The organism is Pseudomonas sp. IAC-BECa141, from assembly GCF_020544405.1.
GTDB lineage: Bacteria > Pseudomonadota > Gammaproteobacteria > Pseudomonadales > Pseudomonadaceae > Aquipseudomonas.
On record NZ_CP065410.1, the window covers coordinates 1,707,807 to 1,723,232 of the forward strand.

Sequence of the window (15,426 nt, forward strand, 5' to 3'; positions counted from 1 at the left end):
GGCGAGTCGCCGGTTGTGGAGAGAAGTTATGCAAGGCAAGTTCGGTTCTGAATTGACGCTACCGCTCAACGAGCTGTTGACCGTGGTGCTGATTACGCACAATCGTCCGGCGTTCCTGCGTCGGGCGGTCAAGTACTACAGCAGCCTGCCCTGCAGAATCATGGTGCTGGACTCCACCGCCGAGCGGCCTGAAGGCGACTTTTCTTCGGTCGATTACCACCACGTGCCGCAATTCGCCTATTGGGGCATGCAGGCCAAACTGGCCTATGGCGTGGAGCAACTGACCACGCCATACATGGTGCTGGCAGCCGATGACGACTTCATCCTGCACGATTCGCTCGCCGAGTCGGTGGGCTTCCTGGAGGCGAATCGCGACTACGGCATGTGCCACGGCTACTGCCTGATGTACCTGACACTGGCCGGTGGCGTGAGCTACTACCGTCGCGACAAGAAAGTGCAGGAGGACTATGCGTCCGAGCGGGCGCAGGATCGGGTCCTGGACTACATGAGTCAGTACATCCCGCCGTTCTATGCGGTGACCCGTACCGACCTGATGAAAACCTGGCATTCGGCATTGCCGCCGGGCACCAGTTTCCAGTGGCAGGAAATCGGCCATGTTTACTTCCTGCTGGCCAGTGCCAAGGCACGGATCCTGCCGATACCGTATGTGGTGCGGGAGATCAACTATGGCAACTCCGAGCACAGCACCGAGGTGTACCACTCGCTGACTTACATCGATCCTAAATCGGTGGCCGAGCGCGAAGCCTTCGCCGAGTTTCTGGCGGGATTGCCGACTGGTATCAAGGATCTGAATGCAGAGCAGGGCAAGGCCTTTGCCCTTAAAAGTTTCGAGGCGATGGTCGACAGCCTTCAAACCAATCGGGCCCTGACGGCAGAGCTGATTATCCAGTCCACCTGGAACCAGGAACTCAAGCGTCCGGATCGCCGTTTCGGACCTCTGCAGTACGTCGAAATGCCGTTCTACAACCAGGCGTTCTTTGATCGCCTCGCGCAGTTTGAATTCATGCTGCACGCGATGCCGGCCGGCCGCATTCAACTGGAAGGTCTTGAAGGGGTGTGGACCCGTCAGGCGCATCTGATCGAGGCGCGCAACAACGATACCCCTGAAAGTGTGCTCGACCGTCTGTGGCAGGCCCACGACCTCAACGCGTTCAACCGCACCGTCGCCAAACGCCTGGCGGTGCAACTGGAACTGTCTGGCGAGGATGACGAAGCGCAGACGATGCGTGACTGGATCGCCCGCATGGAAGCGTTGACCGTCGCCGACCATCAGCAGGTGTTTGACAAGATGCAGTCCGGGCGTCTGCTCAAGTGGCTGGCGTCGCGTCAGGCGGATGCCGGGCAGATCGCGTCGATTACCGAACACCTGGCCGCCAACGGTGGTGGCCCGCAGTTCGGCATCTTCCTGGTGGACATGGATAACGATATCGACAAGTTGCAGGTCAGCCTCGACAGCCTGCTCGAAGGTCAATCCAAGGCGTTCCGCATTGTCGTGTTCACCACTGGTGACGCCCCGGCAGCGACCACTGCGCAGAACACCCTGCACTTTGTCCGTGTTACGCCGGACAATCTTGTCGACAAGCTTAACCAGAGCGCTCGTCAGTCGCCTTGCGACTGGTTGCTTCTGGCCGAAGCGGGGGATGAGTTCACCGCCGGTGGCCTCTTGCGCGCCAGCCTGGAGTTGATGAATGCCGACGGCATCAATGCCGTTTCCACGGACGAGATCCAGCGACGGGAAAACGGTGCGCTGATGGACGTGTTCCGTCCGGGCTTCAATCTCGATCTGTTGCTGAGCCTGCCAGGCCTGATGGCGCGGCACTGGCTGGTCCGGCGTGAAGTGCTGCTGGAAGTCGACGGCTACCGCGCCGATTTCAGCAAGGCGCTGGAGTTCGACCTGCTACTGCGCATCATTGAGCAAGGTGGCCTGAACTGCCTGGCGCACCTCGATGAACCGCTGCTGATCACTCAGGCACCGCAGCTGGAAGAGAACGCCCATGAGCGTCTGGCATTGCTGCGTCATCTAGGCAACCGCGGTTACAAAGCCAAGGTCACGTCGGCGCTGCCGGGTGTTTACCAGATCGATTATCACCACAGCGATCGTCCTCTGGTGTCGATCGTTATAGCGGCCGGGGACGATCTGCCTGCTCTGCAACGTTGCCTGGAAGGTGTGCTGTTGCGCACCCGTTATCACAAGTACGAAATCCTGATTGCAACCAAGGCTTCTCAATCGGCCGAGGTCAATGACTGGCTCGGGACTTATCAGCATCCGAAAGTCAGTGTGCTGCGTGCCGATCAATCGCTCAGCACGCCCGCACTGTGCAACGCGGCCAGCCAGCAAGCTCAGGGCGAGTTCCTGGTGCTGTTGGCGGCGGACGCCGAAGTGGTCAACCCGAACTGGCTCGACTCGCTGCTCAACCATGCCCTGCGTCCGGAAGTCGGCGTAGTTGGCCCGAAACTGGTCGACCGCGACGGCAAGGTCAGCCAGGCCGGCCTGATCCTGGGCATGAACGGTGGCGTCGGTTCGGCATTCGTCGGCGAGAAACACGATGCCGAAGGCTATCTGTACCGGTTGTCCGTGGATCAGAACTACTCGGCGGTTTCGAGCGTATGCCTGATGGTGCGCAAAGAATTGTTCGAGGCTCTGGGCGGTCTGGACGACAGCACGTTCGCTGCCGGCTTCAGCGATGTCGACCTGTGCCTGAAGGCCGGCCAGGCCGGTTACCTGACCGTCTGGACGCCATCGGTGCAAGTCATCCATCAGGGCGAGATCGATCAGGCAGGCCAGGCACTGGCTGCATTGCAGGAAAAATGGGCGGCGACTTTCGCCGGGGATCAGGCCTACAACGCCAACCTGAGCCTGATCGGCAAAGGCTTTGTCCTGAACGACAGTGCTTCTCTGAACTGGGCACAGTTGATCGCCTAGGTCGACAGGGAACGGGACTCAAGACATGTTCAACGGAAAATCGATTTTCATCTCCGGCGGCACCGGCTCGTTCGGGCGCAAGTTCATTGCGCGCCTGCTCGAGCAATACCAGCCCAAGCGCGTGGTGGTGTTCTCCCGGGATGAGCTTAAACAGTACGAAATGCAGCAGACGTTCAACGCGCCCTGCATGCGTTACTTCCTCGGTGACGTGCGCGACGCCGATCGTCTGCGTCAGGCCATGCGCGGCATCGATTACGTGGTGCATGCCGCGGCGTTGAAGCAGGTGCCGGCGGCGGAGTACAACCCGACCGAATGCATCCGCACCAACGTCAACGGCGCGGAAAACATCATCGCTGCCGCCATCGACAACGGCGTGAAGAAAGTCGTCGCACTGTCCACCGACAAGGCCGCGAGCCCGATCAACCTGTACGGCGCCACCAAGTTGCTGTCGGACAAGTTGTTCGTTGCCGCCAACAACATCGCTGGCGAACAGCAGACGCGTTTTGCCGTGGTGCGCTACGGCAACGTCGCCGGTTCGCGCGGCTCGGTGGTGCCGTTCTTCAGCAAGCTGATCGCCGACGGCGCAAAAGAACTGCCGATCACTGACGAGCGCATGACCCGCTTCTGGATCACCCTCGATCACGGCGTGCAATTCGTGCTCGACAGCTTTGCGCGCATGCACGGCGGTGAAGTGTTCGTACCAAAGATCCCGTCGATCCGCGTGGTCGATCTCGCGCGGGGAATGGCAGAGCACCTGCCGCACAAGAGCGTCGGCATCCGTCCCGGCGAGAAACTGCACGAGCTGATGGTGCCGCTGGACGATGCGCGGATGACCCTGGAATTTGCCGATCACTACACGATCCAGCCGTCGATTCGTTTTACCAGCGTCGACGTGGATTTTGCCGAGGACAAACTCGGTGAACGTGGCGTGCCGGTCGGCGAAGATTTCGAGTACCGCTCCGACACCAACCCGCACTTCCTCTCGGTGGGGCAGATCGCCGACCTGCACGCGAAGCTGTCGGTATGATTCCCTACGGTCGGCAAAGTCTCGATCAGACGGATATCGACGCGGTTGTCGAGGTGTTGCAGTCCGACTGGCTCACTCAAGGCCCGACCATCGAACGCTTCGAGCAGGCGGTGGCCGAGCGTTGTCAGGCCGATTTCGCCGTGGCGGTGTGCAATGCCACCGCGGCGTTGCACATTGCCTGCGTGGCGGCGGGGCTGGGCCCGGGTGATCGTTTGTGGACCACGCCGAACACCTTTCTCGCGTCGGCCAACTGCGGCCGTTATTGCGGTGCCGACGTGGATTTCGTGGACATCGATCCGCTGACCTGGAACCTCGATGCCGAAGTTCTGGCGAACAAACTCGATGCTGCCGAACGCGACGGTACGCTGCCCAAAGTGCTGGTGGCGGTGGCGTTCTCCGGGCAGAGCTGCGACATGCGACGGATTGCCGAACTGGCCGAGCGCTACAACTTTACCGTGATCGAAGATGCGTCCCACGCGGTCGGCGCAAGCTATGCCGGACGCCCGGTGGGTTGCGGTGAATTTGCCGCGATGACCGTGTTCAGCTTCCACCCTGTGAAGATCATCACCAGCGGCGAGGGCGGCATGGTGCTGACCAATCGCCCGGAACTGGCCGAGCGCCTGCAACGCCTGCGCAGCCACGGCATGACCCGCGATCCGCAGCAGATGACCGAGCCCAGCCACGGTCCTTGGTACTACCAGCAGGTCGAGCTGGGCTTCAATTACCGGATCACCGATCTGCAAGCCGCGCTGGGCCTGTCGCAGCTGAGAAAACTGGATGAGTTCATTGCACGCCGTCGGGAACTGGCCGCGCGTTACGACCGTCTGCTGGCGTACCTGCCGGTCACCGTGCCGAGCATCCAGCCGGACGCCGAATCGGCCTGGCATCTTTATGTGGTGCGTTTGCAGACCGAGCGCATCAGCCTCAGTCACCGTCAGGTGTTCGAAGGCTTGCGCGCCGCCGGTATCGGCGTGAACCTGCACTACATTCCGCTGCATTTGCAGCCGTACTATCGTGACTTGGGTTTTGCCGAGGGCGACTTTCCCGAAGCCGAGCGTTATTACGCCGAAGCGATCAGTCTGCCGCTGTTTCCGTTGCTGAGCGATCAGCAGCAGGACTACGTGGTCGAGCAATTGCGTCGGTTGACTGAATGATTGCCGCCGCGGCGGTGGATGGAAAACGGTAATGCGTGATCTGAGCGAGCAGGAACAATTCTGGCAGGGCGAGTTCGGCAACCAGTACGTTGACCGCAACGTCGGCCAGCCACTGGTGGCGGCCAATCTGGCGTTGTTCGCCAAGGCGCTGACCCGGGCCGGGCGGATCGACAGCCTGCTGGAACTGGGCACCAATGCCGGCAACAACTTGCAGGCATTGCGTCAGCTGTTGCCGCGCTGCGAACTGTTCGGAGTCGAAATCAACGCCAGCGCCTGTGCCCAGGCTCGGGCGCTGGAGATTGCGAACATCTGGCACGGCTCGCTGTTCGACTTTCCCCGTGAGCGCCAATACGATCTGACCCTGAGCAAAGGCGTGCTGATCCATCTGGCGCCGGAGCTGTTGGCGACGGCCTATGCGCAACTGTATGAGTTGAGTTCGCGCTACATCCTGATCGCCGAGTACTACAATCCGTCGCCGGTGGAGGTGTCCTATCGCGGCAACAGCGGCAAGCTGTTCAAGCGCGACTTCGCCGGGGAAATGCTCGATCGCTATCCTGATCTGCAACTGCTGGATTACGGCTTCGGTTATCACCGCGATCCGCAATTTCCGGTGGACGACATCACTTGGTTCCTGCTGGAAAAACGTCCTTGAACAACGTCGCAATCATCCCGGCCCGCGGGGGCAGTAAACGCATCCCGCGCAAGAATCTCAAACCGTTCGACGGTGTGCCGATGATTGTCCGCTCGATTCGCACCGCCCTTGATTCAGGGTTGTTCGAGCAGGTGGTGGTCAGCACCGACGATGCAGAGATCGCCGACGTGGCGCGGGCCAACGGTGCTGACGTGCCGTTCATGCGTCCGGCGCAGTTGGCCGATGATTTCACCGGCACCGCAGCGGTGATCGTGCATGCCTTGGAGCAACTGCCGGCCTTCGATTACGCCTGCTGTGTGTACGCCACCGCGCCGTTGTTGCAGGCGCGGTTTCTGCGACAGGGCCTGGAGTTGCTGGCGCAGCATCCGGACAAGTCCTTTGCTTTTTCAGTCACCGATTTCGGCTTTCCGGTGCAGCGCGCCTTGACCCTCGACGGACAGGGTGCGTTGACGGCGTTGTACCCCGAATTTCGCAATACCCGTTCACAGGATCTGCCGGCTGCCTTTCAGGATGCCGGCCAGTTCTATTGGGGGCGCAGCGAAGCGTGGCTGGGGGGCGAGGTGCTGTATTCGTCGGCCAGCCTGCCGGTGATCCTGCCCCGGTATCTGGTGCAGGACATCGATACCGTCGAAGACTGGAAACGCGCTGAATACCTTTACGCCGCCCTCAAGGCTGGCGGAGAGCTGCAATGAGAGTACTGATCCGCGCTGACGCCTCGCCGACCATCGGCAGCGGCCATATCGCCCGGTGCCTGACGCTGGCGCGAGTACTGCGCACGCAAGGCAGCCATGTCGCGTTCGCCTGCCGTCGGTTGCCCGGCCATCGGCTCGATGCGTTGCAGAGCGAAGGCTTCGAGACCTTCGCGTTGCCGGATCGCTATGCCGGAGAAGACCCGGAGCAGGCCATCGAATCGATGCTGCCGTGGCAGGCGGATATCGATGCGCTGGCAATGCAACTGGAAGGGCAGCCTGAGTTTGACTGGGTGATCGCCGACCATTACGGCCTCGATCATCACTGGCAGACCGCTGCCCGTCGTTTTGCCCCAAGGATCGCCGCCGTCGACGATCTGGCGACCCGTCGCTACAGCGTGGATCTGCTGCTCAATCAGAATCTGTCGGGGCTCAGCGAAAACTATCAGCCGCTGCTGCCCGCCGGGTGCCGGACGCTGCTCGGCCCGCGCTTTGCCATGCTGCGTGAAGAATTCAGTGGCCCGACCATCGAGATCAAACCCGCGGCGCGTCGGGTACTGGTGAATTTCGGCGGTTTCGATGCGGCTCGTCAGACCCATCACGCGATGCTGGCGCTGGCGGATTTTTCGGCGCTTGAAGTGGATTTCGTCGCCGGCGCCGACAACCCGGCCTGGGCAGAGATGCAGGCGCTGGCCGAATCGCGGCCGCACTGGCGTCTGCACAGCTTCGTCAGCGATTTTCATCGGCGTATGACCGAGGCCGACCTGTTCATCGGTGCCGGCGGCGGCACCAGTTGGGAGCGTGCAGCTCTGGGCCTGCCGACGATCTGCATTGCGGTATCGAACAACCAGCAGGCCAACGGCGAGGTGATGGCGGCGGCCGGAGCGCATGTGTTTATGGGCGCGCGGGAGCAGGTGAGTGTCGAGCAACTGCGTGATGCCATCGGTTTTGTCGTCGACAATTTTTATCTGCGTCAGAGCCTGGCCGAGCGTTCACGACAACTGGTCGACGGGCGCGGTGCGTTGCGGGTAGCGGCGGCACTGGTCGGTGCGGTGCTCAAGTTGCGCCTGGCGACGCCGGATGACGCGCAATTGTTGTTCGACGGGCGCAATGCCGAAGCAGTGCGCCGCTGGTCACTGGACAGCGGCGTGATCGATTGGTCGCAACATCTGAACTGGCTGGGTGCGAGCCTGCGCAATCCTCAGCGGTTGTTGCTGGTGGCCGAAGCAGATGACGGCCCGGTCGGCGTCCTGCGCTACGATTTGCGCGGCCTGGAGGCAGAGGTTTCGCTGTATCTGCTCGAGGGGCGTTTCGGTCTGGGTTGGGGCAGGGCGTTGCTGGCGCAGGGTGAGGCTTTTGTGTCCGCGCACTGGCCACAGATGACCGCCATCACCGCCCAGGTGTTGCCGGCCAATCGGCCCTCGATGAATGTTTTTCGTGACGCCGGGTTCACTCAGAGTGCCTGTGCGTTCACCAAGGTTTTGAAGGAATCCAGTCAATGAGCAGTTTCAAGATCGGCAACCGCCAGATCGGTGCCGATGCGCCGCCGTTCATCATCGCTGAAATGAGCGGCAACCATAACCAGTCGCTGGACGTCGCCTTGCAGATTGTCGAAGCGGCGGCCAAGGCCGGTGCGCATGCCTTGAAACTGCAAACCTACACTGCCCAAACCATGACCCTGGATCTGGCTGAAGGCGAATTCTTCATCAAGGATCCGAACAGTCTGTGGGCCGGTACCTCGCTCTACGATCTGTATGAAAAGGCTCACACACCCTGGGAATGGCATGCGCCGATCTTCGCCCGGGCCAGGGAACTGGGCATGCTCGCGTTTTCGACGCCGTTCGACGACAGCGCCGTGGATTTCCTCGAAAGCCTCGATGTGCCGGCTTACAAGATCGCCAGTTTCGAGAACACCGATCTGCCTTTGATTCGCCGTGTCGCGGCGACCGGCAAACCGCTGATCATTTCCACCGGCATGGCCAGCATCGCCGAGCTCGACGAAACCGTACGCGCTGCCCGCGAGGCCGGGTGCAAGGATCTGGTACTGCTCAAATGCACCAGCACTTACCCGGCGACGCCGATCAACAGCAACGTGCGCACGATCCCGCATTTGCGTGAGCTGTTTGGCTGTGAGGTCGGGCTGTCCGATCATTCGATGGGTGTCGGCGTATCGGTGGCGGCGGTGGCCCTCGGCGCCACGGTGGTGGAAAAACACTTTACCCTCGACCGTTCAGCCGGTGGCGTGGACGCCAATTTCTCACTGGAACCGGCGGAGCTGGCCAGCCTGGTGGTCGAGACCGAACGCGCCTGGCAGGCCATGGGCCAGGTGCATTACGGCGTGACCGAGGCTGAGCAGAAGTCGCTGGTTTACCGTCGGTCGCTGTACGTCACGGCCGATATGGCGGCCGGTGAACCCTTCACGGCGGCCAACCTGCGCGCCATTCGTCCCGGTCTCGGTCTGCCGCCCAGGCACACCGATGCCGTCCTCGGCCGCCGCGCGCGCGCGCCGATCAAACGCGGCACGCCACTGGACTGGTCGCTGGTCGAATAACCCGATCTGCACCGATTCGGCAAAATAGCGTGACCTGCGAGTCATAACGCGCATCTTCACTGTATTGTAATGACCGGGGAGATGGCGCCTGGCCCGTTTTCGGTTCCAGTGATAGCCCTTTGCGCTCCCCGTGGCTGCCTGTTGTGGCGGCCGTTTTCTGTTTGTCGGCGCCCCTCGAATCCTTGCGAGCGGTGGTATTGGGCTGTTTATTATTGGGAAGCCGTAATGATTGGCATAAAAAGCATTGCGAGCTACGTTCCTGTAGCCGGCGTGGACAATTACGCACAAGGTGCAAAATTCGAGAAGGATGAAGAATTCATCCTCGGCAAGATCGGTTCGGCCTTCCTGCCACGTAAAGACGCAGAACAGGAAACGTCCGATCTGTGCGTTGAAGCGGCCAATGCGCTGTTTGCCAACAACCCTGAGCTGAAACGTGAATCCATCGATGCGCTGATCGTCGTGACCCAGAACGGTGACGAAGAAGGCTTGCCGCATACTGCTGCAATCGTGCAGGACAAGCTTGGCCTGCCGACCCATGTCGCGGCGTTCGATATTTCCCTGGGCTGCTCCGGTTACGTCTACGGCATCTACGCGATCAAGGGCTTCATGGAAGCCGCCGGCCTGAAGAACGGCCTGCTGATCACCGCTGACCCGTATTCGAAGATCGTCGATCCGGAAGATCGCAACACCACCATGTTGTTCGGCGACGCCGCCACCGCGACCTGGATGGGCGAAGACCCGGTCTGGGCGTTGGGCAAGGCCAAGTTCGGCACCGACGGTTCCGGCGCACCGCACCTGAAGGTGACCGATGGCGTGTTCTTCATGAACGGCCGTCAGGTGTTCAACTTCGCGCTGCTCAAAGTCCCGGCGCACCTGCACGAACTGCTCGACGATTCCGGTCTGAAGGCCGATGACATCGATGCCTTCTGCATTCACCAGGGCAGTGCGGCGATTGTCGATGCCGTGGCGCGGCGCTTCGAAGGCGAGCCGGAGAAGTTCATCAAGGACATGGTCGAGACCGGTAACACCGTGTCGTCCAGCGTGCCGTTGCTGCTGGAAAAGCACGTGCTTGATTCCGACTGGAATCGCATCGCGATCAGTGGTTTCGGTGTCGGACTGTCGTGGGGTTCGGCGATTATCTATCGTCCTTGAATCCACCAAAAACGACGGATACAAAAAGAGCGTTCAAGGGGTAACCTTGAACGCTATTTTTTTGCCTGAAGGGAGCGCGAGGCGCCATGAGCGAGTTTTTCCAGGCCAACGCTGAAGTCATCGAACGACGCTGGCCGGCGCTGTTCGCACGATTGCTGAACGAAGACAGTTCGGCGATCGAGGCCGAACTGACGCAAGGGCTGGGCTCGACGCTAAGCATCGGCGGCATTCAGCTCACCAGTCGTCATGATCGTGTCCGGGAGGCACAGATTCAGGCCGCCAGCCTGCCGGCGGACAAGCCGCAGCTGCACGTCTACGGCACCGGCCTGGGTGATCTGCCCACGGTGCTGCTGGAGCGCGCCGGGCTTGAGCGACTTTACGTACACATCCTCAATGGCGCGCTGTTTGCTCTGGTGCTGCAACTGCTCGATCAGCGTGAGTGGCTGCAGGATTCGCGGGTTGAATTGCTCTACGCCGGCGACCTGCCCGACATCTGCACGCCGTTCTTCGCATTGCCTGCCGAAATGCTGCTGGCCGATGACTTCAACGCGAAGATTCGTGATCGACTGGTCAGCGAAGTACACCTGAGCTTCAACAACCGTGAATTCGATCCGCAGTCACCGTTCATTCAACAGCGTCTGCAGGATTGCTTGCCGGTATTGCTCGCTGACGATGATGTGGCGACGTTGTTCGGTACCTGTGCCGGTCGGGAGATTTATGTGATCGGCACCGGACCGACCCTTGAGCAGCATTTCGAGCGACTGGCCGCGATTCGCGAGCGGGCCGGGCGTCCATTGTTCATCTGTGTCGATACCGCTTATCGCCCGCTGCGTGAGCACGGGATCGTGCCCGACTACGTGGTGAGCATCGACCAGCGCATCAGCTTCCGGCATTTGCCCTTTGAAGAGTCCGACGGCATCCCGCTGGTGTATTTGCCGATGAGCGACCCTGAGGTGTTGAGGGCATGGAAGGGCAAGCGCTACGGCGGTTATTCGCTGAGTCCGGTCTATGCGGCGTTGCGTGAGCAGCACCCAAGAGCGCTGCTGCATGTGGGCGGCAGTGTGATTCATCCGGCGGTGGATCTGGCGGTGAAGATGGGCGCGGCGCGGATCACGCTGTTCGGCGCCGATTTTGCCTTCCCGATGAACAAGACCCACGCCGGCTGGAGTGACGGTGACCTGGGCCCCTCGGTGAATCAGGCGCGACACTGGGTGCGTGACGGCTTCGGCGAGCGTGTCAGTACGCAGCTCAATTTTCGCGGTTATCTGTGTGTGCTGGAGCGATACATCGCCAGTCAGCCGCACGTCGAGTTTTTCAACAGTAGCCGCGCAGGTGCGTTGATTGCCGGGACGCGTTTCAATCAGGAGTTCGTGCAATGAGTGCGCTGCAAGGCTGTATCGACGAATGCCGGCGGTGCGCCGGCCTGTTTCGCCTGGGGCGCGATGTCGAAGCGGCGCTGGAGATGGTGGATGTATTCGAAGGTGCACAGCAATTGCTGGTGTCCGCTTCGCCGGATATCCAGCAGTCGTGGGCGCAAGTGCTCACGCGAATGCTCGAATGTCAGGAGTGCCAGGACTGGCTCGGGCTCGCCGATTTCATGGAGTACGAATTGATCGGGTTGCTGGAAAATTCTGCGGCTTGAGAAAAGCCGACAGCACTGGCCCGCAGGTTTGCGCCACGGACGGTTTTATGACGTCATTTTTTCGAAGGTAAAGTGCTGCTAAGTCTTTGTTTTCTTGGGGGTGGCAGGTTGATGGCAAATTTTTTCAAAAAAGCCCTCAAGCAACCTGCAAACCCGACGATAACTATTACGAAGGTTCTCTAGGCCATACCCGGCGGTTGCCAGGGCCGGAAGCCGCAGTACCCAACCAACGAGGAATTCGTCATGGCTTTAACAGTAAACACCAACACCACGTCGTTGAACGTTCAGAAAAACCTGAACCGCGCTTCCGACGCTCTGTCGACTTCGATGCAGCGCCTGTCTTCCGGCCTGAAAATCAACAGCGCTAAAGACGACGCCGCTGGCCTGCAGATCTCCAACCGTATGTCTTCCCAGATCCGCGGTAACACCCAGGCAATCCAGAACGCCAACGACGGTATCTCCGTTGCCCAGACCGCTGAAGGCGCTCTGCAAGCTTCGACCGACATTCTGCAGCGTATGCGTGAACTGGCTGTTAAAGCACGTAACGGTACCAACGGTACTGCTGACCAGACCGCTACCAACGCTGAATTCGCTCAGATGTCTGACGAAATCACCCGTATCTCGGCCGCTACCAACCTGAACGGCAAAAACCTGCTGGACGGTTCGGCTGGTACTGTGACTCTGCAAGTGGGTGCAAACACCGGTTCGGCTAACCACATCGACCTGGTACTGAGCTCCAAGTTCGACGCCGTCAGCCTGTCCGTAGGTAGCGGTACTGTAGTTCTGACCGGTACTTCGGGTACTGGTGCTGGTTCTGCTGCGCAGAACATCGACAACGCGATCACTGCAATCGACGCCGCTATCGCTGCAATCGGTGCAACTCGTGCCAGCCTGGGTGCTTCGCAAAACCGCCTGACCAGCACCATCCAGAACTTGCAGAACATCACCGAGAACACCACTGCTGCACAAGGTCGCGTACAAGATACCGACTTCGCCGCAGAGACTGCTAACCTGACCAAGCAGCAAACCCTGCAACAGGCTTCGACCTCTGTTCTGGCCCAAGCCAACCAACTGCCTTCCGCTGTACTGAAGCTGCTTCAGTAATTTCGGAATGAGTTTTAGCGGGGGAGTGCGCTTGCGTGCTCTCTCGCTTTTTACGTTATGAGGTGATGAGCATGGACATGAGCGTCAAGCTTAACGTGTCTTATCCGGCTCCCAAGCCAGCCAATACCGTTGCTGACAAGCCGGTGGAAACGAAGCCTCAGACCGTTGAAGCGGTTCCTGCCTCGAAAAAGAGCCAGGAAGCCGATGAAAACAAGCTGAAGCTGGCGGTGCAGGAGATCGAGAAGTTCGTTCAGTCGATCAAGCGCAATCTGGAGTTCTCGATCGATGAGCATTCCGGGAAGGTCATCGTCAAGGTGATCGCAAGCGAGACGGGCGAGGTCGTACGACAGATCCCTTCCGCAGAAGCCCTGAAGCTGGCAGACAGCCTCGCCAACGCAAGTCACGTGTTGTTCGACGCCAAAGTCTGATAACTGGCATGAATAGTGTTTGAAGTTCTTTAGGCGCCGGCAAGGGTCAAAAGACTGGCAACAACCCCAAGGGAGATGCACATGGCAAGTCCAATTTTACCGGGTTCGGGCCTGGGCTCCGGCCTGGACATCGGTGCAATCGTTACTGCGCTGGTCAATGCCGACAAGTCGCCGAAGCAGACGCAGATCGATAATGCGACTAAAACCAACACGCTGAAGATTTCCGGTATCGGCACGTTGAAGAGTGCGCTGACCGCATTCCAGACCGCGATGACCAATCTGGGCAGCAAGACCAATCCAGCGTTTGCCGGTTACACGGCAACTTCGGGCACTCCGGCCGTTCTGGGGGTTTCTGCGGATAACACCGCCGTCTCGGGTACTTACAGTGTTGTTGTGAATAATCTGGCTACCGGCTCGAAAATAGCCAGTGCATCCTTTGCCGGCGGTGCTGCCAGTGCCATTCCGAGTGGTACCCTGAAAATCACTCAGAATGGCACTGATTACAATGTCACGATCCCGGCCAATGCCACCTTGCAGAGTACCCGGGATGCGATTAACTCGGCTCAGGCCGTCAACGGTATTTCCGCCAACATTGTGACCGACAGCTCGGGTGCTTCGCGCCTGGTGATCAGTTCGAGCAAGACTGGCGCCGGCTCCGACATGAAAGTCAGCGGCATTGCCGGCCTGGAAATCGACGGTACCCAGTCGATGGGCTCCAACCCGGCCGCCGGTGACTCCGGCGCGGTCAATGGCCTCGCCAAGGATGCGTCGCTGACCATTGATGGTCTGGCGGTGACCAGCAAGAGCAACACGGTTACCGGTGCTATCAGCGGTCTGACGATGAACCTGGTAACGGCCAGCCCGGGTACGCCACCGACACCTGTCACGGTGACTGTCGACGGTAATACCAAAGGTTTGCAGACGTCGGTTCAGGCGTTCGTCGATGCCTACAACACCTTGAAAAACACCATCGACACCTTGTCCAAGGCGACCCCGGACGAAGATGGCAAGCTGACCGTTCAGGCGGCGTTCACCGGTGACTCCCTGGCGCGCTCGCTGGTTGCCGATATCCGTGGGCAAATTACCGCCCCGAGTGCAACCGCTGGCAGCCCGATAGCCTATCTGTCGCAGTTGGGGGTCATGACCGACCGCAATACCGGTAACCTGACGTTCGACACGACTGCATTCAACAAGGCCATGGCTACTCCGGGCATGAGCGGCAAGGTCCAGGAGATGTTCACTGGCACCAACGACACCAATGGTCTGTTGGCGCGCATGAGCAAGGCCGTGGATCCTTACCTCAAGGCTTCGGCCGATGGCAAGACCACCACCGGCCTGCTGGATCAGCGCCTGACTATCCTGAACAACAACACACGTAACCTCACTTCCCAGCAACTGGCGCTGGATCTGCGTGTGGCCAACCTGACCAAGACGTTGACTGCCAAGTACAACGCCATGGACTTGCTGGTAGGGCAAATGAAGGCTACGGCGAGCAACATCACGTCGTTCTTCAGCTCGCTGAATGCTCAGCAATCCGCGAAGTAATATGCAAGAGCGACAAAAACCCGGCTACGCTTTCGAGCGTGCGCCGGGTTTTTGTCTTATGGTCTAAAGTTTTTCGACTCGCTGGCGATACACTGTTCATACGAGTCATTGTGGCAAATGAGGTAGAACATGAATCCGATGTTAGCCCTTCGGCAATACCAGAAAGTAGGTGCGCAGGCTCAGACGTCCGAAGCCAGCCCTCATCGCCTGGTGCAAATGCTGATGGAAGGCGGCCTGGACCGTATCGCCCAGGCCAAGGGTGCGATCGAGCGCAAGGATATTCCTGCCAAGTGCACGTCGATCAGCAAGGCCATTGGCATCGTCAGCGGCCTGCGTGAAGGCCTGGATCTGGAAAATTGCGCGGATACGCTGGCAGATCTGGATGGTCTTTACATCTACATGATGAAGCGTCTCGCCGAGGCGAACATCAGCAGCGACCCGCGTATTCTGGACGAGGTTGCCGGCTTGTTGAGCACGGTAAAAGAAGGCTGGGACGCCATTGCTCCTACGCCTGCTCCTCAGTTTTAAGGAGATCATC

Annotated in this window: 14 protein-coding genes; all 14 read left to right on the forward strand. The window is 59.9% G+C overall.

Features of this window, described 5'->3' with window-relative positions; genetic code table 11:
- The first annotated feature begins 28 nt into the window (after window positions 1-28).
- Entirely contained in the window at window positions 29-2,944 is a 2,916-nt protein-coding gene (locus I5961_RS07710; RefSeq protein ID WP_227234827.1) for a glycosyltransferase family 2 protein, read from the forward strand.
- 25 nt (window positions 2,945-2,969) lie between these two features.
- Window positions 2,970-3,971, forward strand: a complete 1,002-nt coding sequence (gene pseB / locus I5961_RS07715; RefSeq protein WP_227234829.1) for a UDP-N-acetylglucosamine 4,6-dehydratase (inverting) — start codon at window positions 2,970-2,972, stop codon at window positions 3,969-3,971.
- Window positions 3,968-5,125, forward strand: a complete 1,158-nt coding sequence (gene pseC, locus I5961_RS07720) for a UDP-4-amino-4,6-dideoxy-N-acetyl-beta-L-altrosamine transaminase (RefSeq protein ID WP_227234831.1) — start codon at window positions 3,968-3,970, stop codon at window positions 5,123-5,125. Before pseB ends, pseC begins: the two co-directional genes overlap by 4 nt.
- A 31-nt stretch (window positions 5,126-5,156) precedes the next feature.
- Window positions 5,157-5,777: a pseudaminic acid biosynthesis-associated methylase gene (locus tag I5961_RS07725; RefSeq protein ID WP_085699487.1), complete on the forward strand. Its 621-nt coding sequence runs from the start codon at window positions 5,157-5,159 to the stop codon at window positions 5,775-5,777.
- Window positions 5,774-6,469, forward strand: coding sequence for a pseudaminic acid cytidylyltransferase (pseF, locus tag I5961_RS07730; protein ID WP_085699485.1), 696 nt, complete (start codon window positions 5,774-5,776; stop codon window positions 6,467-6,469). Before I5961_RS07725 ends, pseF begins: the two co-directional genes overlap by 4 nt.
- Window positions 6,466-7,968, forward strand: coding sequence for a UDP-2,4-diacetamido-2,4,6-trideoxy-beta-L-altropyranose hydrolase (gene pseG / locus I5961_RS07735; RefSeq protein ID WP_227234832.1), 1,503 nt, complete (start codon window positions 6,466-6,468; stop codon window positions 7,966-7,968). Before pseF ends, pseG begins: the two co-directional genes overlap by 4 nt.
- Window positions 7,965-9,017: a pseudaminic acid synthase gene (pseI, locus tag I5961_RS07740; RefSeq protein ID WP_227234834.1), complete on the forward strand. Its 1,053-nt coding sequence runs from the start codon at window positions 7,965-7,967 to the stop codon at window positions 9,015-9,017. Before pseG ends, pseI begins: the two co-directional genes overlap by 4 nt.
- Window positions 9,018-9,242: 225 nt before the next feature.
- Window positions 9,243-10,169, forward strand: a complete 927-nt coding sequence (locus I5961_RS07745; RefSeq protein WP_227234836.1) for a ketoacyl-ACP synthase III — start codon at window positions 9,243-9,245, stop codon at window positions 10,167-10,169.
- 86 nt (window positions 10,170-10,255) lie between these two features.
- Window positions 10,256-11,548 carry a motility associated factor glycosyltransferase family protein gene (locus I5961_RS07750; protein WP_085703341.1) on the forward strand — a complete coding sequence of 431 codons (1,293 nt, stop codon included), beginning with the start codon at window positions 10,256-10,258 and terminating at the stop codon, window positions 11,546-11,548.
- Window positions 11,545-11,811 carry a hypothetical protein gene (locus I5961_RS07755; protein ID WP_085699477.1) on the forward strand — a complete coding sequence of 89 codons (267 nt, stop codon included), beginning with the start codon at window positions 11,545-11,547 and terminating at the stop codon, window positions 11,809-11,811. The genes I5961_RS07750 and I5961_RS07755 overlap by 4 nt, the downstream gene beginning before the upstream one ends.
- Before the next feature lie 243 nt (window positions 11,812-12,054).
- On the forward strand, window positions 12,055-12,915 hold the full coding sequence (locus I5961_RS07760; RefSeq protein ID WP_085699475.1) for a flagellin domain-containing protein: 861 nt from the start codon (window positions 12,055-12,057) through the stop codon (window positions 12,913-12,915).
- Window positions 12,916-12,986: 71 nt separating this feature from the next.
- Window positions 12,987-13,343: a flagellar protein FlaG gene (locus I5961_RS07765; RefSeq protein ID WP_085683005.1), complete on the forward strand. Its 357-nt coding sequence runs from the start codon at window positions 12,987-12,989 to the stop codon at window positions 13,341-13,343.
- 81 nt (window positions 13,344-13,424) lie between these two features.
- On the forward strand, window positions 13,425-14,888 hold the full coding sequence (gene fliD / locus I5961_RS07770) for a flagellar filament capping protein FliD (protein ID WP_085699472.1): 1,464 nt from the start codon (window positions 13,425-13,427) through the stop codon (window positions 14,886-14,888).
- A gap of 129 nt (window positions 14,889-15,017) precedes the next feature.
- Window positions 15,018-15,416, forward strand: a complete 399-nt coding sequence (fliS, locus tag I5961_RS07775) for a flagellar export chaperone FliS (protein ID WP_085699470.1) — start codon at window positions 15,018-15,020, stop codon at window positions 15,414-15,416.
- Window positions 15,417-15,426 lie beyond the last annotated feature (10 nt).

Coding starts and splice junctions, on each gene's coding strand:
- pseB (WP_227234829.1), top strand. CDS start 2,970: ATGTTCAACGGAAAATCGATTTTCATCTCCGGCGGCACCGGCTCGTTC.
- pseC (WP_227234831.1), top strand. CDS start 3,968: ATGATTCCCTACGGTCGGCAAAGTCTCGATCAGACGGATATCGACGCG.
- pseI (WP_227234834.1), top strand. CDS start 7,965: ATGAGCAGTTTCAAGATCGGCAACCGCCAGATCGGTGCCGATGCGCCG.
- fliD (WP_085699472.1), top strand. CDS start 13,425: ATGGCAAGTCCAATTTTACCGGGTTCGGGCCTGGGCTCCGGCCTGGAC.
- I5961_RS07760 (WP_085699475.1), top strand. CDS start 12,055: ATGGCTTTAACAGTAAACACCAACACCACGTCGTTGAACGTTCAGAAA.
- I5961_RS07725 (WP_085699487.1), top strand. CDS start 5,157: ATGCGTGATCTGAGCGAGCAGGAACAATTCTGGCAGGGCGAGTTCGGC.
- fliS (WP_085699470.1), top strand. CDS start 15,018: ATGAATCCGATGTTAGCCCTTCGGCAATACCAGAAAGTAGGTGCGCAG.
- I5961_RS07765 (WP_085683005.1), top strand. CDS start 12,987: ATGGACATGAGCGTCAAGCTTAACGTGTCTTATCCGGCTCCCAAGCCA.
- I5961_RS07755 (WP_085699477.1), top strand. CDS start 11,545: ATGAGTGCGCTGCAAGGCTGTATCGACGAATGCCGGCGGTGCGCCGGC.
- I5961_RS07750 (WP_085703341.1), top strand. CDS start 10,256: ATGAGCGAGTTTTTCCAGGCCAACGCTGAAGTCATCGAACGACGCTGG.
- I5961_RS07745 (WP_227234836.1), top strand. CDS start 9,243: ATGATTGGCATAAAAAGCATTGCGAGCTACGTTCCTGTAGCCGGCGTG.
- pseG (WP_227234832.1), top strand. CDS start 6,466: ATGAGAGTACTGATCCGCGCTGACGCCTCGCCGACCATCGGCAGCGGC.
- I5961_RS07710 (WP_227234827.1), top strand. CDS start 29: ATGCAAGGCAAGTTCGGTTCTGAATTGACGCTACCGCTCAACGAGCTG.